General features: G+C 59.7%; 20 protein-coding genes, 1 tRNA gene and 2 pseudogenes. 16 read left to right on the forward strand and 7 right to left on the reverse strand.

The window, feature by feature from the left end; translation table 11 throughout:
* The first annotated feature begins 87 nt into the window (after nucleotides 1-87).
* The 7 genes and pseudogenes from AW06_RS04405 to AW06_RS04435 all read left to right on the forward strand — a co-directional run bounded on the left by AW06_RS04405 (nucleotide 88) and on the right by AW06_RS04435 (nucleotide 9,294).
* Nucleotides 88-1,230, forward strand: coding sequence for a Gfo/Idh/MocA family oxidoreductase (locus AW06_RS04405; RefSeq protein WP_273704378.1), 1,143 nt, complete (start codon nucleotides 88-90; stop codon nucleotides 1,228-1,230).
* Entirely contained in the window at nucleotides 1,227-3,353 is a 2,127-nt protein-coding gene (locus AW06_RS04410; RefSeq protein ID WP_034946158.1) for a bi-domain-containing oxidoreductase, read from the forward strand. Before AW06_RS04405 ends, AW06_RS04410 begins: the two co-directional genes overlap by 4 nt.
* Nucleotides 3,354-3,632: 279 nt before the next feature.
* Nucleotides 3,633-5,309, forward strand: a complete 1,677-nt coding sequence (locus AW06_RS04415) for an alginate lyase family protein (RefSeq protein ID WP_034946161.1) — start codon at nucleotides 3,633-3,635, stop codon at nucleotides 5,307-5,309.
* Nucleotide 5,310: 1 nt separating this feature from the next.
* Complete coding sequence (locus AW06_RS04420) at nucleotides 5,311-6,546, forward strand: glycosyltransferase family 4 protein (protein ID WP_034946164.1); 1,236 nt, start codon at nucleotides 5,311-5,313, stop codon at nucleotides 6,544-6,546.
* Nucleotides 6,545-6,730, forward strand: a pseudogene (locus AW06_RS04425) (DUF3782 domain-containing protein); the annotation flags it as partial. The gene AW06_RS04420 and the pseudogene AW06_RS04425, both read left to right, overlap by 2 nt.
* Nucleotides 6,731-6,900: 170 nt before the next feature.
* Complete coding sequence (locus AW06_RS04430; protein WP_034946167.1) at nucleotides 6,901-7,908, forward strand: NAD-dependent epimerase; 1,008 nt, start codon at nucleotides 6,901-6,903, stop codon at nucleotides 7,906-7,908.
* A gap of 18 nt (nucleotides 7,909-7,926) precedes the next feature.
* Nucleotides 7,927-9,294: a UDP-glucose/GDP-mannose dehydrogenase family protein gene (locus AW06_RS04435; RefSeq protein WP_046534890.1), complete on the forward strand. Its 1,368-nt coding sequence runs from the start codon at nucleotides 7,927-7,929 to the stop codon at nucleotides 9,292-9,294.
* A gap of 89 nt (nucleotides 9,295-9,383) precedes the next feature.
* Here AW06_RS04435 and AW06_RS04440 read toward each other — a convergent pair whose 3' ends face one another.
* Genes AW06_RS04440 through modA form a run of 3 tightly spaced genes read right to left on the reverse strand, consistent with a single transcriptional unit; the run spans nucleotide 9,384 to nucleotide 11,934 of the window.
* Entirely contained in the window at nucleotides 9,384-10,478 is a 1,095-nt protein-coding gene (locus tag AW06_RS04440) for an ABC transporter ATP-binding protein (protein WP_034946170.1), read from the reverse strand.
* Nucleotides 10,475-11,149, reverse strand: a complete 675-nt coding sequence (gene modB / locus AW06_RS04445) for a molybdate ABC transporter permease subunit (protein WP_034946173.1) — start codon at nucleotides 11,147-11,149, stop codon at nucleotides 10,475-10,477. Before modB ends, AW06_RS04440 begins: the two co-directional genes overlap by 4 nt.
* Nucleotides 11,149-11,934: a molybdate ABC transporter substrate-binding protein gene (gene modA, locus AW06_RS04450; protein WP_034946176.1), complete on the reverse strand. Its 786-nt coding sequence runs from the start codon at nucleotides 11,932-11,934 to the stop codon at nucleotides 11,149-11,151. Before modA ends, modB begins: the two co-directional genes overlap by 1 nt.
* A gap of 314 nt (nucleotides 11,935-12,248) precedes the next feature.
* Here modA and dksA point away from each other — a divergent pair, with 314 nt between their 5' ends.
* On the forward strand, nucleotides 12,249-12,674 hold the full coding sequence (gene dksA, locus AW06_RS04455; RefSeq protein ID WP_034946179.1) for an RNA polymerase-binding protein DksA: 426 nt from the start codon (nucleotides 12,249-12,251) through the stop codon (nucleotides 12,672-12,674).
* Between the two features lie 108 nt (nucleotides 12,675-12,782).
* On the opposite strand, the gene pnp is transcribed toward dksA, so the two are convergent.
* Together pnp and rpsO are read right to left on the reverse strand one after the other, a co-directional pair.
* The gene (pnp, locus tag AW06_RS04460) at nucleotides 12,783-14,897 is read right to left on the reverse strand and encodes a polyribonucleotide nucleotidyltransferase (RefSeq protein ID WP_034946183.1); all 2,115 of its coding nucleotides are present in this window, start codon (nucleotides 14,895-14,897) and stop codon (nucleotides 12,783-12,785) included.
* 174 nt (nucleotides 14,898-15,071) lie between these two features.
* Nucleotides 15,072-15,341 carry a 30S ribosomal protein S15 gene (gene rpsO, locus AW06_RS04465; RefSeq protein WP_034931452.1) on the reverse strand — a complete coding sequence of 90 codons (270 nt, stop codon included), beginning with the start codon at nucleotides 15,339-15,341 and terminating at the stop codon, nucleotides 15,072-15,074.
* Between the two features lie 316 nt (nucleotides 15,342-15,657).
* Between rpsO and AW06_RS04470 the strand changes: the two are divergent.
* Nucleotides 15,658-15,950 (forward strand): annotated as a pseudogene (locus AW06_RS04470) (transposase family protein); the annotation flags it as partial.
* Between the two features lie 181 nt (nucleotides 15,951-16,131).
* Nucleotides 16,132-16,977 carry a DUF4743 domain-containing protein gene (locus AW06_RS04475; protein WP_034946189.1) on the forward strand — a complete coding sequence of 282 codons (846 nt, stop codon included), beginning with the start codon at nucleotides 16,132-16,134 and terminating at the stop codon, nucleotides 16,975-16,977.
* 508 nt (nucleotides 16,978-17,485) lie between these two features.
* On the opposite strand, the gene AW06_RS04480 is transcribed toward AW06_RS04475, so the two are convergent.
* Nucleotides 17,486-17,572: transfer RNA gene (locus tag AW06_RS04480), tRNA-Leu, on the reverse strand.
* A 39-nt stretch (nucleotides 17,573-17,611) separates the two neighbouring features.
* Between AW06_RS04480 and rnr the strand changes: the two genes are divergently transcribed.
* The 6 genes from rnr (at nucleotide 17,612) to trmB (ending at nucleotide 25,155) form a co-directional block, all read left to right on the forward strand.
* The gene (gene rnr, locus AW06_RS04485; protein ID WP_138678213.1) at nucleotides 17,612-19,783 is read left to right on the forward strand and encodes a ribonuclease R; all 2,172 of its coding nucleotides are present in this window, start codon (nucleotides 17,612-17,614) and stop codon (nucleotides 19,781-19,783) included.
* Between the two features lie 28 nt (nucleotides 19,784-19,811).
* The gene (locus AW06_RS04490; RefSeq protein WP_273704379.1) at nucleotides 19,812-22,661 is read left to right on the forward strand and encodes an AMP-binding protein; all 2,850 of its coding nucleotides are present in this window, start codon (nucleotides 19,812-19,814) and stop codon (nucleotides 22,659-22,661) included.
* Nucleotides 22,651-22,824: a hypothetical protein gene (locus AW06_RS04495; protein ID WP_171047332.1), complete on the forward strand. Its 174-nt coding sequence runs from the start codon at nucleotides 22,651-22,653 to the stop codon at nucleotides 22,822-22,824. Before AW06_RS04490 ends, AW06_RS04495 begins: the two co-directional genes overlap by 11 nt.
* Nucleotides 22,825-23,345: 521 nt before the next feature.
* Nucleotides 23,346-23,546: a sulfur carrier protein ThiS gene (thiS, locus tag AW06_RS04500; RefSeq protein ID WP_034946195.1), complete on the forward strand. Its 201-nt coding sequence runs from the start codon at nucleotides 23,346-23,348 to the stop codon at nucleotides 23,544-23,546.
* 32 nt (nucleotides 23,547-23,578) lie between these two features.
* The gene (locus AW06_RS04505; RefSeq protein ID WP_034946198.1) at nucleotides 23,579-24,373 is read left to right on the forward strand and encodes a thiazole synthase; all 795 of its coding nucleotides are present in this window, start codon (nucleotides 23,579-23,581) and stop codon (nucleotides 24,371-24,373) included.
* A gap of 50 nt (nucleotides 24,374-24,423) precedes the next feature.
* A complete protein-coding gene (gene trmB, locus AW06_RS04510; RefSeq protein ID WP_046534896.1) occupies nucleotides 24,424-25,155 on the forward strand; it encodes a tRNA (guanosine(46)-N7)-methyltransferase TrmB in 732 nt (243 codons plus the stop codon).
* On the opposite strand, the gene AW06_RS04515 is transcribed toward trmB, so the two are convergent.
* Nucleotides 25,114-25,638 (reverse strand): energy transducer TonB, encoded by a 525-nt coding sequence (locus AW06_RS04515; protein WP_034946201.1) that lies wholly within the window; start codon nucleotides 25,636-25,638, stop codon nucleotides 25,114-25,116. The two genes, trmB and AW06_RS04515, sit on opposite strands and share 42 nt — an antisense overlap.
* Nucleotides 25,639-25,658 lie beyond the last annotated feature (20 nt).

Here is a 25,658-nt window from a genome sequence, read left to right on the forward strand (position 1 = left end):
GGACAGCGTCATCGAGCCGGCCAGCAAGGGCCTGGAACTCCCCGTGCTGTCTGTCATCCCGGTGGCCGCATAGGGTGAACCATGACCATGAGTGAGCATGGAACAATGTCCGAAGTAGGCAAGGTACTTCGGTTCATGACCATTTATGGTTTCGGGAAAACAATATTCAAGATTATTGGTCGAGTAAGACCAAATGGTTTCTCCGCCAAGCTGTGGAAAAGTCGTAAGGCGGATATTGGGGTGATTGGTTGTGGTCAGTTTGCTTTTGCAACGATTGGCTTCTCAATCTGGCGAAGATATGGGAATCGGTTTGCCATTTGCTACGATATCGATGTCGATAAGCAGCGCTCTTTCGCCTCATTTTTTGGTCTTGCACAGGAGAATGTTTCCGCTCTGGATGTCATGACTGACGAGCGAGTGAGGTTCCTATATATTGCTTCCAATCATGCCTCGCACACGGACTATGCAGTTCAAGGGCTTCTGGCGGGCAAAATCGTTTACCTGGAAAAGCCGATTAGCGTCAGTATCGAGCAATTACAAAGACTCCATGAAACCATTCGGAGAACGGGAGGGCAGATCTTTGCTGGATACAACCGGCCATTTTCTGCCGCGGTGCGCCATCTGCATCACTGGATGGCAGGGGTGAACCAACCACTGACCCTGAATTGTTTCATCAGCGGTCATGTGCTAGGGCCTGAGCATTGGTATCGTAAGCCCGAAGAAGGGACAAGGGTTTGTGGCAATGTGGGCCACTGGCTGGATCTGGCTGTACATATGCTCTGTTGGTCGAGCTTGCCGGATAAATGGCACATCACCACCGTTTATAGCAATGCGGTGACGCGGGACGAAGACATGGTGATTGTACTCACCAGTGAGCGGGGTGACCTGATCAACATCATTCTCACGGCTCGCGGAGAGCCTTTCGAGGGAATTAACGAGACAATCAATATTCAGCAGGGTGATCTGATCGCGAAGATTGATGATTTTCGCCAGCTTGTTATCTGGCAGGGGGATAAGTTGCAAAAGAAGAGATTCTGGCCAAAAGATGTCGGCCATAACATGGCGATTCTTCAACCATTTTCCGAGGTAAGACGGGCTTGGCGTGAGGTCGAGCTTTCCACCTTGCTCATGCTTTGTATAGCCAGAATGGTCGTAAACGGCGATCATTCTTTTGAATTCAGCTTTTCCGAAGAACACAAACGATTAACCGGGCCTTCAAGTCGGTCATGAAACAGATTCTGCAATCGCTTAAAACAGGTGAGACCGAGGTTGCCGAGATCCCCTGCCCGGTGGTGATGCACCGGCAAGTATTGATCCGAAGCACAGTGTCCCTGGTCTCCGTTGGCACGGAGCGTATGCTCGTGGAGTTCGGCAAGGCTGGCTGGATCGAGAAGGCACGTCAACAGCCCGACAAGGTGCGCATGGTTCTGGACAAGATCAAGACCGACGGTTTGATGCCGACCGTCGAGACGGTATTCAACAAGCTTGATCAGCCTTTGCCACTCGGTTATTGCAATGTCGGTGTAGTGATGGAGACGGGAAGCGGGGTGAGCGGTTTTGCACCTGGTGACCGGGTGGCCTCGAACGGCAAACATGCCGAGGTGGTCTCTGTTCCAGCCAACCTCTGTGCGAGAATCCCCCCCCTCGTTTCCGATGAGGAGGCGGCGTTTACGGTGATCGGCGCGATCGCCCTCCAGGGAATACGGCTCGTTCAGCCCACCCTCGGCGAAGCGGTGGTAGTGACCGGGCTGGGGCTGATCGGTCTGGTGGCGGTGCAGTTGCTGCGTGCCCATGGCTGCCGGGTGTTGGGTATCGACCTCGATGCCGAGAAACTGGCCCTGGCCAGGGAGTTCGGCGCGGAAGTGGTGAATCTCGCGGCTGGAGAGGACCCGGTCGCGGCTGCACAAGCCTTTGCCCGCGGGCGCGGGGTGGATGCGGTGCTGATTACGGCTTCCACCAAGAGTAATGCGCCAGTGCACCAGGCGGCGTTGATGAGTCGCAAGCGCGGGCGCATCGTGCTGGTGGGGGTGACCGGGCTTGAACTCTCACGTGCCGACTTCTTCGAGAAGGAATTGACTTTTCAGGTGTCTTGTTCCTATGGGCCGGGCCGCTATGACACGAACTATGAAGAGAAAGGTCAGGACTATCCGGTAGGCTATGTGCGCTGGACCGAGCAACGCAATTTCGAGGCTGTGCTGGACATGCTTTCGGATGGCCGGTTGAACGTGCAGCCACTGATTTCCCACCGCTTTCCAATTGATGCGTCAGAGGATGCGTATGCCCTGATCGGCGGTGCAGAACCCGCGCTGGGCATCCTTTTGCGGTATCCGACGCCTGCCGAAAAGCCAGAAGTGGAAGTGCGTCGCACCAGCGTCAGACTGGCAGGTTCCCATGCTGCTGCCGGAGCTGCGGCATTGGGCTTTATTGGCTCGGGTAACTATGCTACGGCGGTATTGATCCCGGCCTTCAAGGCAACCGGTGCTCGCTTGAAGGTGGTTGCTTCGAACGGCGGTGTCAGTGGCCTTCATGCCGGTCGCAAGTATGGTTTTGAAGCAAGCACCACCGACACAGACAGTATTTTTGCCGACCCGCAGGTTAACGCGGTGGTGATTACGACTCGCCACGACAGCCATGCCGCGCTGGTTTGTCAGGCACTCGCAGCCGGCAAGCACGTCTTCGTGGAAAAGCCGCTGGCCATGAACCATGAAGAATTGGCAGCGATTGAACAAGCGCATGCAATCGCTGTGGCGACTGGCCGTTCTCTGGTGGTGATGGTCGGTTTCAACCGCAGGTTTTCCCCTCAAGTACAAAAGATCAGGTCGCTGCTTGAAGGCACCAGAGCTCCCAAGGCTTTTGTGATGACCGTCAATGCCGGTGCCATTCCCTCTGAACACTGGACCCAGGACTTGGCCGTGGGGGGAGGGCGGATTATCGGCGAGGGCTGCCACTTCATCGATCTGTTGCGTTTCCTGGCCGGAGTCGAAATTACAGCCCATCACAGTGTTCGTCTGCAGGCGGCGACCGCCGATACGGTGACCATCCAGTTGGCGTTCGCTGATGGGTCGATAGGCACCATTCACTACTTCGCCAACGGTAGCAAGTCCTATCCCAAGGAACGCCTGGAGGTCTTTGCTGCCGGGCGAGTATTGCAATTGGACAATTTTCGCAAGCTCACGGGATTCGGTTGGCCAGGCTTCACGAAGATGAACCTGTGGCGGCAAGACAAGGGACAAAGGAATTGTGCGGGAATGTTCGTCAATGTTGTCGAAAAGGGTGGGTTCACCCCAATCCCGCTGGCTGAAGTTCTGGAAGTCAGCCGGATCAGCATTGAGGTGGCTGCGAATCTCCGATGACTCGTGATGAACTCATTGCACTCGTTGTTTCTGGCTAACGGTCATGACTTTTCCAGGCACCCCCGATCATGAAAGTCATGACCGTTTCCCTCTCTCCCGACCCCTCCCCCACGAGGGGGAGGAAAGATTCGTGAGTCGCATACGCGACTTTCACATTAATTCGAGATCATTGCCGGCACGCCCGCATTTCATGAAAATCGTGCTGAAAAGGGATCGGCAAACCGGCCCGCAGATTGTAGCGGTACTTGAGCAACTGCTGACGGGACGTTACAAAGGCTCATGATCGGGTCCGGGCACCTGTCGCGCTTGTTCCACACCGTCCGACATTTGCGTGGTGAGCAGATTGCCTACCGTTTGTATTACCGCCTGGCCAGGCCTCTGGTCGCCCAGCAGGCCCTTGCATCGATTACCGAACTTGCCCGGAGAGCCTGGGTCCGGCCCTGGGTGGCGCCATTGATAGCACCGCGTAGCCACGTCGACCAGGGCGTATTCGAGTTCCTTGGAGAGCGCGGCTGTCTCGAGAAGTCCGGTGACTGGAATGCGGTGAACAAGACCAAGCTGTGGCTCTATAACCTACATTATCTTGACGACCTCAATGCAGTGGATGCAGATGCACGCCCCGATCAGCAAGGATGGCTGATTCAACGCTGGATCGATGACAATCCTCCACTCGCCGGTCATGGCTGGGAACCCTACCCACTTTCCTTGCGGATCGGGAACCTGGTGAAATGGTGTGCGCGGCAAACACAAGTCTCTCCGGAATGGCTCGTCAGTATCGGCAGGCAGGCGCAGGCCCTTGCGGTTCAGGAGGAACGCCACATTCTTGCCAACCACCTGTTTGCCAATGGCAAGGCGCTGACCTTCGCCGGAGCGTTTTTTGCCGGCGATCGGGGGGGGCAGTGGTTGAAGGGCGGCTTGCGTATCCTGGACCGGGAGATCAGCGAGCAGTTCCTGCCGGATGGTGGCCATTTTGAACTTTCTCCGATGTATCACTCGACCCTGCTTTGGGATATGTGCGATCTCGTGAACCTGGCTGAGCGAAGTGCTGTCCCCGAGCTGCTTGAACGGGCAGCGGCATGGCGTGGCGTGATTGAACGGGGGCTGGCCTGGCTCGAAAGCATGTGCCATCCGGACGGGGAAATTTCCTTTTTCAACGATGCGGCTTTTGGCATTGCGCCGCAGTTTCGACAAATCAAGGCCTATGCCGGAGCCTTGGGTTGTCTGGAAAGCAAAGGTCTGACCGAAGCCTTGTCCGGCATTCCCTGCACTCATCTTGGTGATACCGGCTATATCGTCGTCATTCCGGGGCAGGGCGGTAAGGCCTTGCTGGATGTGGCAGCTGTGGGACCGGCTTACCAGCCTGGTCATGCACACGCGGACACGCTCAGCTTTGAGTTGAGCCTCTTCGGGCAGCGGGTCCTGGTCAATTCCGGGACGTCCCGCTACGGCGAGGACACCGAACGGCAGCGCCAGCGAAGTACCGCTGCACACAATACGGTTGAGATCGATGGTGAAGATTCGTCGGAAGTCTGGGCCGGCTTCCGTGTCGCGCGCCGGGCCCGGCCGAGCGTACCGGAAATCTGGCGAGAGCGGGGGATGGAAGGCGAGGAACTACGGATTCGTTGCGCGCATGACGGATATCGGCGTCTGCCGGGCCGTCCGCTTCATCAGCGGCAATGGATGTTCGCCAAAGGTCGCCTGCGCATGATCGATTCGCTATCCGGACAATTCCGGAAGGCCGTTTGTCGCTTTTATCTGCATCCAGACGTTCAGGTCGCGGGGAATCAGGAACTGCATCTGCAGAGTGGTCACAGCATCCTTTTGTCTGTCTTTGGCGGTACGGCGAACGTGGTGTCTTCGACCTGGCACCCGCAGTTCGGGGCATGTGTACCCAGTCACTGCATTGAGATCCGGTTCGACAGCGCTGAACTGATCATCGATTTTTCCTGGAAGTGAGATGCATATCCTGTTCTTGTCCGACAACTTCCCGCCGGAAGTGAATGCGCCTGCCAGCCGCACCTTCGAGCATTGCCGTGAGTGGGTCAAGGCAGGCCATCAGGTGACGGTGATTTCCTGTGTGCCGAATTTTCCAAAGGGTCGCGTTTATGCGGGATATCGTAACCGGCTTTGGCAGACTGAAATCATCGAGGGGATTCGGTTACTCCGGGTCTGGTCTTACATTACAGCCAACGAGGGCTTCGTCAAACGAATTCTCGACTATCAAAGCTTCATGGTGGCCGCCACCCTGGCTGGACTCCTCGTCCGGCGCGTGGATGTGGTCGTCGGCACCTCCCCCCAGTTTTTTACAGTCTGCGCGGCGTGGGTATTGAGCGTTTTCAAGCGGATACCGTTCGTTTTCGAGCTGCGTGACCTTTGGCCCGAGTCGATCAAGGCCGTGGGGGCCATGCAGGATTCAACTGCCATCCGCTGGCTGGAAAAACTGGAATTGTTTCTCTATCGCAAGGCCAAGCTGATTGTCACGGTGACCCACGCTTTCCGAGACAAGTTGATCAGGCGTGGCATCGACGGCAACAAAATCAGTGTGGTCACCAATGGTGTGGACATGGGGCGCTTCAAGTCGATGCCGAAGGATCCTTCCTTGGTCCGACAACTGGGCCTGGAAGGCAAGTTCGTGGGTGGCTATGTGGGCACCCATGGCCTGGCACACCACCTTGAGACAGTTCTGGACGCCGCGGAGAAATTCATTGCCGAGGGCCTCGGAGAAGATTTTCACTTCATTCTGCTTGGCGACGGTGCTCGCAAACCGGCTCTTCAGGATGAAGCACACAGGCGTCGGCTGCAAAATGTAACGTTTGTGGACACAGTGCCCAAGGATGAAGTGGCGCGCTATTGGTCGCTGCTGGATGTGTCGATCATTCACCTTCGGAAAACCGAGCTGTTCACGACGGTGATTCCCTCCAAGTTATTCGAATGCATGGGAATGGGCTTGCCGGTACTGCACGGCGTGGCCGGTGAGTCGGCGGATATGGTGTGTGCGGAGAATGTCGGGATTGTCTTCGAGCCTGAAAACGCCGAAGAGTTGGTGACTCAGATGAAGGTCTTGAAAAATGACCGTTCAAGGTACGAGATATACCGCGCCAACAGTCTCGTGGCGGCCAGGAAATACGACCGCACTGCCCTGGCGATGGAGATGCTTGCGCTACTGGACAAGCTGGTTGCTGGACGGGCATAACGAGGGTATACGGATCGATTTGCTGGTGGTCAACGACAGTGAGGCGGTACTGGTGGATGTGACAAGCAAACTGACGCCGTCCGATGTGGACGAGCATCTAGAGAGTCTGGCGAAATTCAGACAAGCGCTGCCGCGCTATGCCGACGTGCGGACCATCGGGGCGGTGGCAGCGATGGTGCTCCCCCCGGTCAAGCATCTCTCTTCTCCCAAACCTGGGGGAGGAGCGAAGGGGCGAAATGGGCAATGCATGGCGCATGCGCCGTGCTCATCAGGCGATTCCGGAGTGCCCGCAGGAATGCGTCCTGCAAGGGCGGGAAACAGTCAGGGCTTATCCGATTTCCGGAGCCTCATACCTTGAAACTCCTGGTCACCGGTGTGGCCGGTTTCATCGGCATGCACACCGCGCAGCACCTCCTTCGTCGTGGCGATACGGTGGTGGGCATCGACAACCTCAATCAATATTACGAAGTGACGCTCAAGCGTGCCCGACTTGCCTGCCTGGCAGGGCAGGGTGACTTCCGCTTCATCGAGATGGACATCTCCGATCGGGTAGCCATGGCGACCTTATTCGCCAGCGAAGGATTCGATCGCGTGATCCATCTGGCGGCCCAGGCCGGTGTGCGCTATTCACTCGCCAATCCCAACGCCTACGTCGATAGCAACCTCGTCGGCTTCATGACCGTCCTTGAGGGCTGCCGCCATCATGCAGTTCAACATCTAGTCTACGCTTCGAGTTCCAGCGTCTACGGCGGGAATGCACGCATGCCTTTCTCAGAGTGCGACAATGTGGACCATCCGGTCAGCCTCTACGCCGCGACCAAGAAGGCCAACGAACTGATGGCGCATACCTACAGTCATCTTTATCGTTTGCCGACCACCGGACTTCGCTTCTTCACCGTCTATGGTCCCTGGGGACGGCCCGACATGGCGCCCTTCCTGTTCACTCGCGCGATCCTCGAAGGGCGGCCGATCGATGTCTTCAACCATGGGCAGATGCAGCGCGACTTTACCTACGTGGATGACATCGTCGAAGCCGTGCTACGGGTCAATGACCGGATCCCCGGGCCCGATCGGACTTATACTGCAGACAGTCCTGATCCGTCTGCCAGTGATGCGCCATACCGCGTATTCAATGTCGGCAATCATCAGCCGGTGCCCTTGCTGAGCTTCATTGGCTGCATCGAGCGGCGACTGGGGCGCGAGGCCGAGAAGCGGATGCTGCCGATGCAGCCGGGCGACGTACCGGCCACCTATGCCGACACTTCCCGCCTCGAAAAATGGATCGGTTTCGCGCCAGGCACGCTGTTGTCCGAAGGCATCGCGCGCTTTGTCGATTGGTATCGCAACTACTACCAGGTCTGAAAGGAACATTGTCATCCCATGAAAGTGACCGTGATTGGAACGGGCTACGTCGGATTGGTCACTGGCGCCTGCCTGTCGGAGATGGGCAACCACGTATTGTGTCTGGATGTGGACGAACGCAAGATCGCGATCCTCAACAGCGGTGGTATCCCCATCCATGAGCCTGGCCTGGAGCCAATGGTGAAGCGCAATGCCGTCGCGGGACGTCTGCAATTCACGACCGATATCGCTGCCGCGGTACATCACGGTACGCTGCTGTTCATCGGTGTCGGTACGCCTCCCGACGAGGACGGTTCGGCCGATCTGCAGTATGTGCTCAGCGCTGCACGCAACATCGGGCAGCACATGACCGACTACAAGGTGATCGTCGACAAGAGCACGGTACCCGTCGGCACCGCCGATCGCGTTCGCGCGGCCGTGCAGGAAGCACTGGCCAAGCGCGGGCTCTGCATGGAATTTGCCGTGGTCAGCAATCCGGAGTTCCTCAAGGAAGGCGCCGCGGTCGATGACTTCATGCGTCCCGACCGCATCATCGTCGGTGCTGACGATGAACGCGCGACCTTGCTGATGCGGGCGATCTATGCTCCTTTTTCGCGTAACCGCGACAAGCTGCTACTGATGGATACACGCAGCGCCGAACTCACTAAGTATGCAGCCAATGCGATGCTGGCGACGCGCATCAGCTTCATGAACGAACTGGCTCGGCTGGCCGAGTGCGTCGGCGCCGACATCGAACTGGTTCGCCATGGTATCGGCAGCGATCCGCGTATCGGCACGCACTTTCTCTATGCCGGCACCGGCTACGGTGGCTCGTGTTTTCCCAAGGACGTGAAGGCACTGGTACGCACCGGCCAGGAGTTTGGTATCGATCTTCGTGTCCTGGCAGCCGTCGAGGCGGTAAACGACATCCAGAAGCGGGTGCTGGTCGACAAGGTGCTCGCCCGATTCGAAGGAAACCTGCAGGGACGCAGCTTTGCGCTGTGGGGGCTGGCCTTCAAACCGGATACCGACGACATGCGCGACGCACCGAGCCGAGTGATCGTGCATGAACTGCTGCGTTTCGGTGCGACGATTCGGGCTTACGATCCGGTGGCGATGGACGAGGCGCGCCGGGTATTCGGCGACCTTCCTGGGCTGAGCTTTGCGAGCCACCCTGCCGAGGCGCTGCAAGGCGCGGATGCCCTGTTGATCGCCACCGAATGGCGCGAGTTCAAGAGTCCGGATTTTGAGCAGATCCGCGCGCTGCTGAGGCAGCCCTTGATCTTCGACGGCAGAAACCTTTTTGACCCCGTTCTGGTACGTAGTCTGGGTATCGAGTATCACGGGGTTGGGCGTGGCGAGGGGGTTCAACAGACCCGGAGCAACGGTGTGACAGGCCGGGTGTGAACCGATTGCGATCATGGTCGTATCGCGATGATTTTCCATTGCGCCGGCAAGGGTAGGCCAGAACACGCAGAGGCGGAATTTGACTCTGCTCAGCGTGCCGGCCCCGTGTGCAGCGGCACGATGTCGCCTGCCCGCAGAGAGACCGTGACCTCCCGTCCGACCGCAATCCCGTAGCGATGGACGGCGCGAACTGGCAGGCGCATCTGCAGGCGGGCTTCGGACAGACCCTGCGGTTGTAAACGGACGACGGCTTCAGTGCCCATTTCGATGACTTCCTCGACGATGACCAGCAGCGGGTTTTCCAGATGACTTCCCCAGGGTTTGTCCGGGCGGACGAGCAGTACGTTGCTCGGCAGGATGGCCCAGCGCAGGTCGCCCTCAATGCCCGCCGGTAGCGGGCCGGTGGCACGCAGGGCATGCGGTCCCCAGCGCAGCCGCAGGTTGCGCCCACTGGCCGTGCCGTCCACCCTGGCCGTAAAAATATTCGGGATGTCGAGGAGGCGTGCCGCTTCCTCGCTTGTGGGGCGCGTCAATACTTCGGAGGTGGCCCCGGACTGCACTATTCGCCCATGCCGTAGCAGCAGCAGGTGCGAAGCCAGTTGTGCGGCTTCGTCGAGATCGTGGGTCACCAGCAGCACCGTTGCAGCGAGTTGCTCATGCAGGCGCAGCAGTTCTATATAGAGACGCTTGCGCGTACTGCGATCAACGGCGGAGAAAGGCTCATCAAGTAGTAGGACCTGCGGTTGGCGGGCGATTGCCCGCGCCAGCGCCACACGCTGCTTCTGGCCGCCGGAAAGCTCGTCGGGATAGCGTCGTTCAAGACCTTCGACATGGGCGAGGGCAAGGCAATGAAGCGCTCGTTTCCGGCGTTCGCCGATCGGCAGATGGATCAGTGCTGTCTCGACATTTGCCTGCACCGTCAGGTGGGGAAAAAGACCATAATGCTGGGAAACGAAGCCGATTGACCGCTCGCGTGTCGGCCGGTGGATGTTTCCTTCAGCCCAAATTTCCGTCCCCAGTGCCACGTGTGCCTGTCTGACTGGCAACAGGCCAGCAATGGCGCGCAGGATCGAGGTCTTGCCGCTTCCGGAAGGGCCTACCAGGGCGGTGATCCGTCCGTCGGGAAAGTCAGCGGCAAAATCGAGTGGCGGACCGCCATGACGAAGTTGTACGCTGAGGGTCACGTTGCGCGGTGCCGCCTGGCCAGGCGTCTGGCCAGCCCGTAGCTGACCGAGATGGTGAGCAGCGAAACCAGCAGAAGCAGTAGCGACATCGCGCCTGCCGAAGCGTGATCGAAGGATTGCACCTTGTCGTAGATCGAGATCGCGACGGTACGGGTTTCGCCGGGGATGTTGCCACCCACCATCAGTACTACGCCGAATTCGCCGAGGGTGTGGGCAAAGGTCATCACCGATGCAGACAGAATGCCGGGCCAGGCCAACGGCAGTTCTATCCTGAGGAAGGTTTGCCAGCAGGTCAGTCCGCAACATTGTGCGGCTTCGCGAATGTCCGGTGCAATGGCTTCGAAGGCGCGCTGGATCGGCTGCACGGCAAAGGGAATGTTGAAGATCACTGAGGCTACGACCAGGCCGCTGAAACTGAAGGCCAGGGTCTGGCCAGCAAGCACCTCGAACCAGCGTCCCGGTAGCGATTGGCTACTCATCGCCACGAGCAGGTAGTAGCCGATCACTGTGGGTGGCAGGACCAGCGGGAGCGCCAGCAGGCCCTCAATCCATATTTTGCGCTTGCGCGTGGTCACCGCCAGCCAGTGGGCCGCAAGAATCGCCGGGGGAAGCAGTAGCAGCAAGGTCAGCAAGGCGAGTCTGACTGACAGGGTGATCGCGGCCGTGTCCATTAAGGCGTTGCTTTATTCGGCAGAACGAAGCCGTGGCGAACGAAGACGGCGCGTGCGGCAGGTTTTTGAACGTAGTCGTAAAAGGCGCGCGCGGTATCGCCGGCGGACTTCATCAGTACCAGGCGCTGGCGCAACGGTTCGCTCGCGTGCCATTCGCTGCTAATTAGCGTGAAGCTTCCCGATTGGGCGACTGCTGGCGCACTGGCAAGTGACAGGGGCAGCAGGCCTCCCTGACTCGATCCCGATGCCGCGAACTGCATCGCCTGTGCGGCACTTTCGCCCAGCACGAGCTTGGACTCGATCGCCGACCACAGCCCCGCATGTTGTAGCACTGCCCGCGCTGCGCGGCCATAGGGGGCGTGCTCTGGGTTGGCGATGGCAAAGCGCTTGACGCGGCCGTCGGCCAGTGCCGCCTTGAGATCGTTCAACGCAGCGTCTGCCTGCAGGGGCGATCCGTGTGGGACGAACAGGACCAGGCGGCCGATGGCATACAAGACGCCACGATCCCGTGTCAGCCCCCGGTCGGCGAGCCGAAAAACCAGGTGCTCGTCAGCAGAGAGAAACAACTCGAATGGAGCGCCATGCTCAAGCTGGTAGGCAAAGTTTCCCGATGAACCGAAAGACAGCTTTACCGCGTGTCCGCTCTCCTTCTCGAAAACTTCGGCAACTTCGGTCAGTGCGAACTTGAGATCAGCCGCGGCAGCGATCGGGGGGGGACCGGCAGCTTTCGCGATCGTCAGTTCAGCCAGCAGCAACAGACAGACAGCGGCGCGAAGGATTGGCATGACAGCTCTGGCCAACGTCAATGGGAGGCTCATTATAGCCTGCCAGGATTGCCGGTTAGCGATCGACCTTGCCCAGGCTGCAGGCGGATCGTAGCGATGCGATTGATCGATATTCTGCACCTACCCCGACCCGTGCATGAGTGCCAGTCATACCGAGGGCTGCCGAAGAGACCTGGTAGACGCTGTTCACGAGAAATGCTGCGTTGTATGCGCACTTGTATTCGGGTCATGTGGCACAATATAAAGATGGCTCAAGACTCACGACCTGGTTTGCTCATAGTCAGACGAACAACTATCAATACACAGGAACCTGGATGACTTCTGACATGCTCCACAAGCATTTCACTCCCTACTCGCCAAAACCGGGTGAGGAGTTCATGAATAGCGATCAACTGGCCCATTTTCGTGGCATCCTCGAAGCGCTCAAGCAGCAGTTGATCGAGGACATCGAGCGTACGGTGCATACCATGAAGGATGAAGCGACGGTTTTTGCCGATCCCAATGATCGTGCGAGCCAGGAAACCGACATTGCCATCGAACTGCGCAACCGCGACCGAGAACGCAAGCTGATCAAGAAGATCGAGGAGACCATCGACCGGATTGACAGCGGTGACTATGGCTATTGTGCCGCCTGCGGGGTCGAGATCGGCATCAAGCGTCTGGAAGCGCGACCGACGGCGACCCTGTGCATCGACTGCAAAACGCTTGAAGAAGTACGGGAAAAACAGATAGCCAAGTAGGCGATATCGGCAGATGGGCGCTGGGCGCACCGCGCAGGCGGTCGACCAGCGGTGCATGTCACACAAAAGGACGCCTCGGCGTCCTTTTTTCTGCCGTTGATCAGCGGCCTATGACTGTGTGGCGTTAGCGCCGCCCTCTTCGGCGCTCAGGGCTTTCATGGACAGCCGTACCCGGCCTTTCTCGTCGGCTTCCAGAACCTTGACGCGTACCTTCTGGCTTTCCTTGAGATAATCGGCAACGGCGTTGACGCGTTCGTTGGCGATCTGTGAGATGTGCAGAAGGCCATCTCGACCGGGCAGGATGCTGACGATGGCGCCAAAGTCTAGCAGCTTTAGTACGGTGCCGTCATAAACCTTGCCGACTTCGACGTCAGCCGTAATGGCCTCGATGCGAGCCTTGGCAGCGTCAGCGGCGTCCCCGCTGACCGAAGCGATGGTGATCGTGCCGTCGTCCTTGATGTCGATCGTCGTGCCGGTTTCTTCGGTAATGGCACGGATCACCGCACCGCCCTTGCCGATCACGTCGCGAATTTTCTCGGGATTGATTTTCATCATATACAGGCGCGGTGCATAGCTCGATACCTCTTCACGATGTCCGGACATCGAATCCTGCATCTGTTTCAGGATGTGCAGGCGGGCCTCACCGGCCTGGGCCAGCGCGACCTGCATGATTTCCTTGGTAATGCCCTGGATTTTGATGTCCATCTGCAGTGCAGTGACCCCCGACTCGGTGCCGGCAACCTTGAAGTCCATGTCACCGAGGTGATCCTCGTCACCGAGGATGTCGGTCAGCACAGCGAAGCGATTGCCTTCCTTGATCAAACCCATGGCGATTCCGGCCACGTGTGCCTTGAGCGGAACGCCGGCATCCATCAGCGCCAGCGATGCTCCGCAGACGCTGGCCATCGAGCTGGAGCCGTTTGATTCGGTAATCTCGGAGACAACGCGAATGGTGTACGAGAACTCTTCGGGTGAAGGCAGAACGCCCAATAAGGCGCGCTTGGCCAGCCGGCCATGCCCGATCTCGCGACGCTTCGGCGTTCCGACACGGCCGCATTCCCCCGTGGCGTAGGGCGGGAAATTATAGTGCAGCATGAAGCGCTCACGGTATTCGCCGGAGAGTGCGTCGATGATCTGTTCGTCACGACCGGTGCCGAGCGTCGCCACGACCAGCGCCTGCGTCTCGCCACGGGTGAACAGGGACGAGCCATGTGCTCGCGGCAGCACGCCCGAACGCATCGCGAGCGGTCGAACGGTTCGCGTATCGCGTCCATCAATGCGCGGCTCGCCGGCGAGGATGCGACCGCGGACGATTCTGGCTTCGGCATCTGAGACCATGTTGCGGACGGCGTTGGCATCAGGGGCATCGTCGCCAGCGGTCAGGACTTCGACCGCGTAGGCGGTGATTTCCCTGATCCGTTGGCTGCGCAACTGTTTGCTGCTTATCCGGTAGGCCTCCTGCAGTTCGCCTTCAACCAGTGCATTGAGCTTGCCATGCACGGCTTCGTTTCTTGCCGCCGGTGCCCAGTCCCATTCCGGTTTGCCAGCCTGATCGGCAAGTTCGTTGATGGCATCGATCGCCGCCTGCATTTCCTGGTGTCCGTAGACCACGGCACCGAGCATGACCTCCTCGGAGAGTTCCCGGGCTTCTGACTCAACCATCAGCACGGCTGCCTGTGTTCCGGCGACGACCAGATTGAGCAGACTCGATGAGAGTTGCGTGGCCCTCGGGTTGAGGACGTATTGGCCGTCGATATAGCCGACGCGGGCAGCGGCGATTGGTCCGTCGAAAGGGATGCCGGAGATCGCCAAGGCTGCCGAGGCGCCGATAATGGCTGGAATGTCGGGATCGATTTCCGGGTTCAGCGACATCACCATTGCGACGATCTGAACCTCGTGGTAGAAGCCTTCGGGGAAGAGCGGGCGCAGCGGACGATCGATGAGCCGTGAGGTCAGGGTTTCCTTCTCCGAAGGACGGCCCTCACGCTTAAAAAAGCCACCGGGAATGCGTCCCGCAGCATAGGTTTTCTCGATGTAATCAACGGTCAGCGGAAAGAAATCCTGGCCAGGCTTGGCCATTTTGTTGCCAACGACAGTGACCAGCACGACGGTGTCGTCCATCGACACCAGTACGGCACCGCCAGCCTGACGGGCGATTTCGCCGGTTTCCAGGGTCACCTGGTGGGCTCCGTAGGCGAAGCTTTTCTTGACGATATTAAACATTGTTCCCTTTCTCAATAGTCTGGCGCGAGCCTGCCCGCGACTCCGGCAGGCGACCGACGCCCGATTTAGCAAACTGCAATAGCAGAAACAGCGGCGCAGCCCGCGAGGGGCTGGCCGCTGACTGCTTTTCGAGTTGCCTGCAGATCCGATCGCGGTGAGGATCGGTGAGCGGGCTTATTTGCGCAGGCCGAGACGCTGGATCAGGCTGCGGTACGAATCGACATTGGTGCGCTTCAGATAGTCCAGCAACTTGCGACGACGGCTGACCATACGCAACAGCCCACGCCGCGAGTGATTGTCCTTCTTGTGTTCCTTGAAATGGCCGGTCAGGTCATTGATGCGTGCGGTCAGCAACGCCACCTGGACTTCGGAAGACCCGGTATCGCCGACGGTACGCTGGTAATCGGTCATGATTTGCGCTTTTTGCGTCACATTGATCGCCATGTCAAACTCTCTTTCTGGGAAACGGCGCCGCCCCGGTTTGATAGAGCCAACGCCAGATGGATAAAGGTGTTTATTCGCTTGGCGAAGCGAGGCGGGGATTGTAACTGTTGGGGGGATGAGCAGCAAGGCAGCCCTGAAGCATGACCGGCGAACCCAGGGCCTCTGTACTCGGTTGACATACTCCATGTCGTGTCAAAAGGAGCAAAATTGCTTACATTCATTGGCTTATGAAGATATCTTGTAAACCCGTGCGAAATCAGGTCTGCTCTCGTCTTTTAGGCGACCGAAATGATGGCGACACAGGGGGGTAAGTCTGATGTGCTGCTTGAGGGAAGTGGACGATCCGTGCAAACCGAGCAAAGGAACGCTGCATGACTTCGTGGAGAGGCTCGTGATCGCATCGCGATGGCAACGGCGCTGTCCAATAGTGACACCCTTGAAGAGATCGCGGACTGGGGACGGACGAAGGAGCCCTGGTTGCGCCATTTCTGGGTGCTCAAAAACGGCGTCCCCTCCGTGGAGACCTTTCTGCGGGTCTTTCGAGCGCTGGACGCGAAGCAATTCGAGGCGGCATTCCGCCGCTGGGTGGCCGGGGTCGTTGGCGCCCTGAGAGGCAGTGCGGCGGTCGATGAATAGGGCAGGACGTGACACGAATACCGTACGAGCGAAAACCCGGGTGCGAACGGTAAGCGGGAGCAAGACTTGCAGCAATGCCAAGCATTCGCGACTACAATGCGCAGGGGGTCGTTTGTTGTTGACCCGGGCCGGCTAATGGGTGAGTCATAGGAACATGTCCTTCCTCGAGCGTATCGACGAGTGCAACACGCACGATCTGGCCGCCTTCCGTCCTTTCGAGGTCGAGGGCGTGCGCTATGGCTGGGTGCGGCACGATCTTGCCGAGCGCCTGGCCGGGTTTGGTGAGGTCTTCGCCGTTTCCGCCAATGCCGTGGTGCTGTCGCCAGCGTTGCGCGACTTTGCGGCGCGCAGCGAGGCGGTCGAGCGCGCGGTGCGCGTCCTCGAGAGCGAAGGGCGGATCGTCGGGCGCCGCGACGAGTTCTATCCGGTGACACAGGCGTTTGCCGCGCTGCCCGTCTTGCAGATCGAGCGCGCTGCCGTCCCGCATTTCGGTGTGCTTGCCTTCGGTGTGCACATGAACGCATTCGTGCGCACGCGCAACGGCTTGCAGATGTGGGTGGCAAGGCGAGCAGCGGACAAGCCAACCTTTCCCGGAATGCTCGACAATGCGGTGGCGGGCGGCCAGCCGATCGGCATCGGGCTGCGCGAGAACCTGCTCAAGGAATGCCACGAGGAAGCGGGAATTCCGCCGGAGATCGCGCAACGCGCCACGTCGGTCGGCGCCCTTTCGTATTGCAAGGAAACACGGAACGGGCTGAAACCCGACGTGCTGTATTGCTTCGATCTCGAACTGCCAGCGGACTTCGTGCCGAGCAATACCGACGGAGAAGTCGAGGAATTTTTGCTCTGGCCGATCACGCGCGTCGCCGAGACGGTGCGCGACAGCCAGGCGTTCAAGCCGAACTGCAACCTGGTGATCATCGATTTTCTCGTGCGGCACGGCGTCATTCCGCCGGAGCACAGGGATTATCTGCCGATCTGCCTCGGCTTACGGCGTTAGCAGGGGGCTTCCCTCCCTGCACCCCTTGCGATGGTTGCCGGTCGTTTCGCTTCTGGTCTTGACGCGATACCTCATATGGGCACCGAGGGGCAATTCCACCCGGTCGAGCCACGCAGTCGAGCTAAGCTTTCTTCGCTTGTCGTGGATCGCGCACCCCCAACCCACACGGCCAGCAGCTGAAAGCTGAACCGAATTCTCTGCCTTCATTCATGGAACGCCCAAAAAAGACAGAAAACTACACAAATCATAGGGCTGTGAACATCCCTCTTCCTAACTCGTTGAGGGTAAACGCGCCTATTTGCGAGGGTTGACGACATTGGCGTCCATGCAATTGCCCTGGTGACGCCGGATTACCGCATGGGACGGGGGGCTGATGACGTACAATAAGCAGGCAGGACGGTCGGAGTATGGTCTTGCGGCGGGCCTGACAAGCAGCTGTGCGCAACCTTCAAAGAGGTGCCGTCTGAAAAAAAGGCCCCGACCAATCGGGGCCTTCTTGTTGGGTGCCTGGTGCCCAAGAGAGGAATCGAACCTCCACGGTGTTGCCACCACTAGGACCTGAACCTAGCGCGTCTACCAATTTCGCCACCTGGGCAATTCCAGCGAGAGCCGAATTCTATAGGAACATGAAGAAATGTCAATCATCAAAATGTCGGCAATCCGACGCCGCGATCCGTACCTGGAGCGTGAACTGAAACACTACGAGCAACCATTGCCTTCGCGCGAATATATCCAGCAAATTCTTGAGGAACAGGGTAAGCCTGTGGGCTTCGACGAGCTTTGTGCGCTGCTTGACATCCAGAAAGCCGAGTTCGAGCCGTTTCAGCGCCGCTTGCGGGCAATGGAGAGCGAGGCGCAGTTGCTGCGCAACCGCAAGGCCTCGTACATTCTGCCGGAACGCGTTAGTCTGATTGCCGGACGCGTCGAGGGGCATCCCGATGGATATGGCTTCCTGATTCCTGATGATGGTAGCGAAGACCTGGCTCTTGAAGCCCGGCAGATGTCCAAGGTACTACATCGCGATCGCGCCCTGGTGCGTGTCGTCGGCACCGATCGCCGCGGACGCCGTGAGGGGGTCATCGTCGAAGTCCTGGAACGGGCCAATAGCCGGGTCGTTGGCCGCGTCCTGCTGGAACATGGGATCGCCGTCGTGGTACCGGAAAACCGGCGCATCAACCAGGACATCCTGGTCGCACCAAACGGCAATATCAGTGCACGCTCGGGTGAGGTAGTCACGGTCGAAATCATCGAGCAGCCCGATCGGCATTCGAAGCCGATTGGGCGCATCGTCGAGGTGCTTGGCAACTACGCCGACCCGGGCATGGAAATAGAGATCGCCCTGCGTAAGCACGAGCTGCCATTCGAGTTCTCAAGCGGTGCGCTTGCAGAAGCCGCGGCGCTGCCGGATACCCTGGACCCGGTTGATCGGGAAGGTCGTATCGACTTGCGAGTGCTGCCATTGGTAACGATCGACGGTGAAACGGCGAGGGATTTCGACGACGCGGTTTTCGCCGAGAAGCAAGGTCTTGGCTGGCGATTGGTGGTGGCAATTGCCGACGTCAGTCACTACGTACAGCCAGCCACGGCGCTCGATCATGAGGCCCGGGAACGCGGCAATTCGGTCTATTTCCCTCGCCGGGTGATTCCGATGTTGCCCGAGAAGCTCTCCAATGGCCTGTGTTCGTTGAACCCCGACGTCGAACGTCTGGCGATGGTCTGCGACATGCTGATCGACCCCCATGGCGAGATCACCGATTACCGTTTCTACCCTGCAATCTTCCGCTCACAGGCGCGGCTGACCTATGATCAGGTATGGAACTGGCTGACTGGCGTAACGCGGCCGGAGAGCGATCTTCATCGTGGCCTGCAGCCGCATCTGCAGACGCTCTACACTCTGTTCAAGGTGCTTGTCGATGCACGTGGCAAACGCGGGGCGATCGACTTCGAAACCATTGAAACGATGATGGTGTTCAATGCGCAGGGCAAGATCGAAAAGATTGTTCCAGTGCGCCGCAACGACGCGCACCGCCTGATCGAGGAATGCATGCTCGCCGCCAATGTCTGTGCTTCCGACTTTCTTCAGGCCAAGCGGCAGCCTTGCCTGTATCGGATTCATGAAGGTCCGACGGCAGAGAAGCTGGAGGCACTGCGCAATTTCCTCAAGGAATTCGGAATTGGCCTGGGCGGCGGTGACAATCCGACGGCCAGGGATTACGCCAAGTTGCTGGAGAGCATCAAGTCCCGTCCCGACGCCCAGTTGCTGCAGACGGTGATGCTGCGCTCACTGCGCCAGGCCATGTACAGCCCCGATAACGTCGGACATTTCGGTTTGTCGTACGAGCACTATACCCATTTCACGTCGCCGATCCGCCGCTACCCTGATCTGCTGATCCATCGTTCGATCAAGGCGGTGCTGGCGGGAACGCACTACCAGCCAGGCAAGTGGGACGAAATTGGTCTGCACTGCTCGATGACCGAGCGGCGCGCCGATGAGGCGACACGTGACGTCAGCAACTGGCTGAAGTGCTACTACATGCGTGACCGTATCGGAGAGTGTTTTTCAGGAACGATTGCCGCCGTGGTACCCTTTGGAATTTTTGTCGCACTCGATGAGGTCTATGTCGAAGGTCTGGTGCATGTTTCGGAACTCGGCGACGAGTATTTCCAGTACGACAGTGTTAAACACCAGATGCTCGGCGAGCGAACAGGTCACCGCTATCGTCTCGGTGACCGTTTGCAAGTGAAGCTCGTCAGGGCGGATCTGGAAACCGGGCGAATCGATTTCGTGCTCTCGGAGCCGTCGTGATGCGCATCAGCGACAGAAAGTCAGGATAGTGAACGGAGATTTTCGGGAAGATCGGCAGGTGCCAGCGCCGCCGGATATCGCGGCGAGGTTGTTACGTGTGGTGTTGGCAATGGTCGAGGAGACCCGCCCGGGACGAGCTCTGGGGCGAGTGAGCCTGCACAGCCACCTTGAGCGGGATCTGGGCCTGGATAGCCTGGCTCGGGTCGAACTCCTGCTGCGGGTGGGCAGCGAGTTTGGCAAATCGCTGCCTGAAGGAGCGCTTGCCGAGGCCGAAACGCCACAGGACCTGCTGCGATTCATTGCGTGCGCCGACACCGGGAGTTTTGTCCAAACGGATGTCGAGCCGGCAAGCAGCCCGACCGGTGTTGACAGCAGTCCGACCGGTGTTCCCGAATCGGCGAGGACGCTGGTCGAAGTCCTTGAGTGGCACGCCGAACGCCATCCGCATCGACCGCATGTGCTGCTCTACGGCGATGGCGGAGGCGAACAGGGTGAATTTCGTGCCGAAACCATCACCTATGCCCAATTGCTCGAGCAGGCTCGTCGTGTCGCCACTGGACTGGTGTCACGCGGCCTGTTGCCGCGGCAGGCAGTGGCGTTGATGCTGCCTACCGGACGCGACTATCTGACGAGTTTTTTCGGTGTGATGCTTGCCGGCGGCATTCCGGTGCCGATCTACCCGCCGGCACGACTGGCACAGATCGAGGATCACCTGCGGCGGCATGCACGCATTCTCGCGAATGCTGAAGCGGTGTGCATCATCACCGTGCCGCAGGCGAAAGGGGTGGCCGCACTGCTGCGACCCGAGGCACCGACGCTGACCGAGGTGCTGACCCCTGCAGAACTTGACAATGAACCGATTCCCCTGCTGTACCGCGCTGTTCAAGAGGATATCGCCTTTCTGCAATATACCTCCGGCAGCACGGGTGACCCCAAGGGCGTGATGCTCAGCCATGCCAATCTGCTCGCCAACCTGCGGGCCATGGGCGAAGCTACCGGGGTAAGCAGCGAGGATGTCTTCGTATCGTGGCTGCCGCTTTACCATGATATGGGATTGATCGGTGCCTGGTTTGGCTCGCTCTATTTCGGCATGCGCCTGATTCTGATGTCGCCGCTGGCTTTTCTGTCACGACCGGTGCGCTGGTTGCATGCCATCTCGCGGCATCGCGGTACGCTTTCTCCTGCCCCCAACTTTGCCTATGACCTGTGCGCGCGCAAGCTTGCCGACGCCGATCTGGAGGGGCTTGATCTGTCTTCCTGGCGGCTGGCGCTGAATGGTGCCGAGCCGGTGAGTCCGTCGACGCTCGAAGCCTTTGCAAAACGTTTCGCCCCCTATGGTCTGTGCGGCGAGGCGATTACGCCGGTGTATGGCCTCGCCGAATGCTCTGTTGGGCTAGCCTTCCCGCCGCTCGAACGCGGTCCACGCATTGATGTGATCGAGCGGGACGCCCTGGTCAAGCGTAAATGTGCTGTCCCGGTTAGCAAAGGTGACGCCGATCCGTTGCGCGTGCCGGCCTGCGGTCGGGTCCTGCCACGGCACGAGATCCGGGTGGTTGATGAACAGGGCTGCGAACTTCCAGATCGGCGCGTCGGCTGCCTGCAGTTTCGTGGTCCATCGGCCACGACAGGCTATTACCGTAATCCGCTAGCGACGCAAGCGCTGTTTCGCGACGGCTGGCTGGACTCCGGGGATTTTGCCTATACGGTTGAAGGCGAGATCTATCTGACCGGAAGGGTCAAGGACTTGATCATTCGCGGCGGCCGCAATTTCTATCCATACGAGCTCGAACAGGCGGTCGGCAACATCCCTGGTGTGCGCAGGGGCTGTGTCGCGGTATTTGCCAGCAACGATCCGGTCAACGCCACTGAACGGCTGATCGTCCTGGCCGAGACGCGCGAGGAGGACGCGACTCGGCGCGAGACGCTGCGGCAGTGCATCAACGATGCGGCCGTCGCAGCCATTGGCATGCCGGCCGATGAAGTGATTCTGGCGCCGCCCAATTCGGTGCTGAAAACATCGAGCGGCAAGATCCGGCGTAATGCGTCGCGGGAAGCCTTCGAGCGTGGCTTGATCGGTATCCGGGCGGTACCGGACAGGTGGCAGATGCTGCGGCTCACCCTGGCGGCACTGCGCGAGCGCCTGCGTGACTCGGCTGAGCGTCTCGCCAGAAGGGTTTATGGTATCTGGTGCTGGAGCGTCTTTCTGATGCTTGCGGTACCGGTGTTGGGACTGGTCGTCGCCCTGCGCGTGCCGGGGCTTGGCCGCCGCGTCGTCCATCACGCCGCCCGCATCTTCCTGCGGCTGGCCGGCATGCCGGTCGCAAGCACCGCTGCTGCAGAGTCAACAGCAGGCGCGCACCTGCTGCTGGTCAACCACTGCAGCTATTTTGACGCCCTGGTCCTGTGTGCAGTCTTGCCGCCGAGTGCGGCCTACAGCTTTGTTGCCAAACGCGAGTTTGTCGAACAGCCGGTGATCCACGCTTTCCTGCGCGCGCTCGGCACCTTGTTCGTCGAACGCTTCGAAGCGACAAAGAGCCTTGAGGATGTCGACGGCATCGTTGCCGCACTGGGGCGGGGTGAGAAGGTGGTGATTTTCCCGGAGGGCACCTTCTCGCGCGAAGCCGGTCTCAAGCCGTTTCGCATGGGCGCTTTCGTTGCGGCCGTGCGAGCTGGAGTACCGGTGCGGGTGGGCGGTCTACGCGGCACGCGTGCAGTTCTGCGGGATCGGACCTGGATGCCGCGGCGCGGCCCGATCGGCTTCGAAGTCGGGCCGCTGCTTTCGCCAGTCGGTAGCGACTGGGCCGCGGCGGTTCGCTTGCGGGAGAAAACGCGTCAGGAAATGCTTCGGCTCTGCGGCGAGCATGATCTTGAACGTTGAACCGGCCTACGGGGGCTACGACGAAGTCGAAGTGCAGCCGTCCGATCCGGACAGCCCAGGCCTGCGGCTCTGGGTGACCCGGATCCGGCGCAGGGAAGCGCCGTGCAGGCGTGGCCACCGTCGCTGCGATCAGCCGCCGCGTGCAGCGGTTCTGCCAGAATAGGAAGCTGTACGGGTGGGCGCCCCCAACTGGGTAGCGAAAATGATCGATCCATTTGCTACAGCACACATCTGCGTACGGCTCTCGAATAATACATCGACCACCGGGGCAAGAGGTGGCCGCGTTTGTTTGAACAGAAAGTGCTCCTGGACAAGTGGAGCCCTGACAGTTTCGGTCGGCTCTACGAAGTCCCTTCCTCATGCCACGCCGCGGCTCGGGTGGCAGACGCGAGGGTGACAAAGCCGGCGGCGTCCGGCGTCTGGGCATCGCGAGCGATGGAGTCGTCGCTCGTGGTAGAAGTGTAGAGACGAGCTCAGATGGGCGTTCGCATCGGCGACGCGGTCACTCCTCAACAATCGTTTTCCAGCGTCAACGGACCGATCTTGGCTCTGTTTCGTCAAGTCCGGATCACTCTTCCGGCAGCGCTGCAGCGCTTGCCAGGTCGTCGCCAACCAGCAGATCCAAATGGCTGCTGCCGCCGACAGCACCGGTGTAGTCGCCGAGCGTGCTAGAATTTCCTCCCTATGGAAATCATGATCAACGGCGAAAGCCGCCAATTTTCTTCGCCACTGACGGTGGCCGAACTCGTGCTGACCTTGAACCACGCCGGCAAACGCATCGCCGTCGAACGCAACGGTGAAATCGTTGCGCGCGGCCGGTATGGCGAAACGATGCTGGCCGATGGTGACCGGATCGAGATCGTCGTTGCGGTCGGTGGCGGCTGAACCTTAGGGACCTGCTCTCAAGCGAAAGACACATGCCATCTTCCCCACACAGCCTGACGGTCGCCGGCAGGATTTACCGCTCGCGCCTGCTCGTCGGTACCGGCAAGTACCGGGACTTCGCAGAAACTCGTGCCGCCATCGACGCTTCCGGCGCCGAGATTGTGACTGTCGCGATTCGCCGTACCAACATCGGCCAGAATGACGGCGAGCCGAACCTGCTCGACGTGCTGCCACCGTCGCAATTCACGATCCTGCCGAACACCGCCGGCTGTTACACTGCGGCGGACGCGGTGCGCACGCTGCGGCTGGCGCGCGAGCTGCTCGAAGGGCATGCACTGTGCAAGCTGGAAGTGCTCGGCGATCCGACCAGTCTGTTTCCGAACATGCCGGAAACGCTCAAAGCTGCCGAGATACTGGTCAAGGAGGGCTTCGAGGTGATGGTCTACTGCGCCGACGATCCGATCCAGGCGAGAATGCTCGAAGAGATCGGTTGCGTGGCGGTGATGCCGCTGGCGTCCTTGATCGGTTCGGGGATGGGTATCGTCAATCCCTGGAACCTGCGCCTGATCATCGATAACGCCAGGGTGCCGGTGCTCGTCGATGCTGGCGTCGGCACCGCTTCGGATGCCGCGATTGCGATGGAACTCGGTTGCGACGGAGTACTGATGAATACCGCCATCGCGCACGCCCGCGATCCGCTGCTGATGGCCAGCGCCATGAAAAAAGCCGTCGAGGCCGGGCGCGAGGCCTTTCTTGCTGGGCGGATGCCGCGCAAGTACTACTCGGCAGACCCCTCGTCACCGACGACCGGCCTGATCGGATCCTAGGCATGACTGTGCCGGATTCCGCGCAGGCGGGCCTGAATGCGGACACGGGTATGGGCACGGATGCGGCTGCGCGGGCCGGGCATATTCGCAGCTTCGTTCGCCGTCAGGGCCGGGTGTCGAATGCCCAGCAGCGCTATCATCAAGAGATGATGGCCAAGATCGGCGTTCCTTACGCGGCGGCACGCCTTGATTTCGATGCGCTGTTTGGACGCGTGGCACCTCGCATTCTCGAAATCGGTTTCGGCATGGGCGAGACTTCGGCAGTGATTGCCGCCCTGCATCCTGAAAATGATTATCTTGGCATCGAAGTTCACACGCCGGGTGTCGGCAGCCTGTGCAAGCTGGTCGCCGAGAAGTGCTTGCATAATCAGCGCATCATTCAGCACGACGCCGTTGAAGTACTGCGTGACATGCTTATGCCGGGGTCGCTCGCTGGGGCGCACATCTTTTTTCCCGATCCCTGGCCGAAGATGCGTCACCACAAGCGGCGGCTGCTGCAAGCGCCGTTTGTAGCGCTGCTCACCAGCCGCCTGCAGCCTGGCGGTTATCTCCATTGCGCGACAGACTGGGAAGATTATGCGCAGCAAATGCTGGCCGTACTCTCGGCCGAAACGCTGCTGGAGAATACGGTATCTGGTTACGCGCCGCGCCCGGAGCAGCGTCCGCAGACCAAGTTCGAGCAGCGTGGCCGGCGGCTCGGGCACGGCGTCTGGGATCTGGTATTTCGCCGCCGGCTGGATTCACTCCAGGCGGAAGATGACCGGCAGAATGAACTCGCGTGAGTTCGCCCAGTCAATACGCCCCATCGTGTAGGCCGCTTTCACCGCCGCCTGGTCGAGGAGGGCATGGCCACTGCTGGCGGCTACGACGACGTCGGTGATGCTGCCGTCGTCGGCAATCGTCAGCAGCAAGCGCACTTCGCCTTCGAGGCCGCGGGCGACGGCTGCGGGCGGGTAGTAAAGATGCTGCGACAATTTGCGCTGTGCGGCCTCGATCTGGTGCCTCGCCGCCGCTCTGGCGTTTGGCGGCAACGCACGAGCAGCCGGCGGGGCAGGGGGTACCGCCTTGACGGGAGCCGGGTCATCAGTGAGCGTATTTTTCATCAGCGGCTCGTTGTGACGCGCAGGAGGAGGCGCTGGCGACTGCAGGGATGCCTCGATTGGTGGCGGTGCCGTCGGCAGGCTGAGTTTGCGGGCATCCCAAAACAGCACCCCGGCGTGCAGGGCGAGCGAGAGAGCGATGGCAAAGGGCAGGCAAGGCAACATGAGTCTGACATTGTGAAGCA

The sequence above is a fragment of the Candidatus Accumulibacter cognatus genome (assembly GCF_000584975.1).
In the GTDB taxonomy this organism is placed as follows: Bacteria; Pseudomonadota; Gammaproteobacteria; order Burkholderiales; family Rhodocyclaceae; genus Accumulibacter; species Accumulibacter cognatus.

Excerpts from the sequence above, each read along its gene's own strand:
- AW06_RS04405 (WP_273704378.1), top strand. The coding sequence starts at position 88 with ATGAGTGAGCATGGAACAATGTCCGAAGTAGGCAAGGTACTTCGGTTC.
- AW06_RS04410 (WP_034946158.1), top strand. The coding sequence starts at position 1,227 with ATGAAACAGATTCTGCAATCGCTTAAAACAGGTGAGACCGAGGTTGCC.
- AW06_RS04415 (WP_034946161.1), top strand. The coding sequence starts at position 3,633 with ATGATCGGGTCCGGGCACCTGTCGCGCTTGTTCCACACCGTCCGACAT.
- AW06_RS04420 (WP_034946164.1), top strand. The coding sequence starts at position 5,311 with ATGCATATCCTGTTCTTGTCCGACAACTTCCCGCCGGAAGTGAATGCG.
- AW06_RS04435 (WP_046534890.1), top strand. The coding sequence starts at position 7,927 with ATGAAAGTGACCGTGATTGGAACGGGCTACGTCGGATTGGTCACTGGC.
- modB (WP_034946173.1), bottom strand. The coding sequence starts at position 11,149 with ATGGACACGGCCGCGATCACCCTGTCAGTCAGACTCGCCTTGCTGACC.
- modA (WP_034946176.1), bottom strand. The coding sequence starts at position 11,934 with ATGCCAATCCTTCGCGCCGCTGTCTGTCTGTTGCTGCTGGCTGAACTG.
- dksA (WP_034946179.1), top strand. The coding sequence starts at position 12,249 with ATGACTTCTGACATGCTCCACAAGCATTTCACTCCCTACTCGCCAAAA.
- pnp (WP_034946183.1), bottom strand. The coding sequence starts at position 14,897 with ATGTTTAATATCGTCAAGAAAAGCTTCGCCTACGGAGCCCACCAGGTG.
- rpsO (WP_034931452.1), bottom strand. The coding sequence starts at position 15,341 with ATGGCGATCAATGTGACGCAAAAAGCGCAAATCATGACCGATTACCAG.
- AW06_RS04475 (WP_034946189.1), top strand. The coding sequence starts at position 16,132 with ATGTCCTTCCTCGAGCGTATCGACGAGTGCAACACGCACGATCTGGCC.
- rnr (WP_138678213.1), top strand. The coding sequence starts at position 17,612 with ATGTCAATCATCAAAATGTCGGCAATCCGACGCCGCGATCCGTACCTG.
- thiS (WP_034946195.1), top strand. The coding sequence starts at position 23,346 with ATGGAAATCATGATCAACGGCGAAAGCCGCCAATTTTCTTCGCCACTG.
- AW06_RS04505 (WP_034946198.1), top strand. The coding sequence starts at position 23,579 with ATGCCATCTTCCCCACACAGCCTGACGGTCGCCGGCAGGATTTACCGC.
- trmB (WP_046534896.1), top strand. The coding sequence starts at position 24,424 with ATGGGCACGGATGCGGCTGCGCGGGCCGGGCATATTCGCAGCTTCGTT.
- AW06_RS04515 (WP_034946201.1), bottom strand. The coding sequence starts at position 25,638 with ATGTTGCCTTGCCTGCCCTTTGCCATCGCTCTCTCGCTCGCCCTGCAC.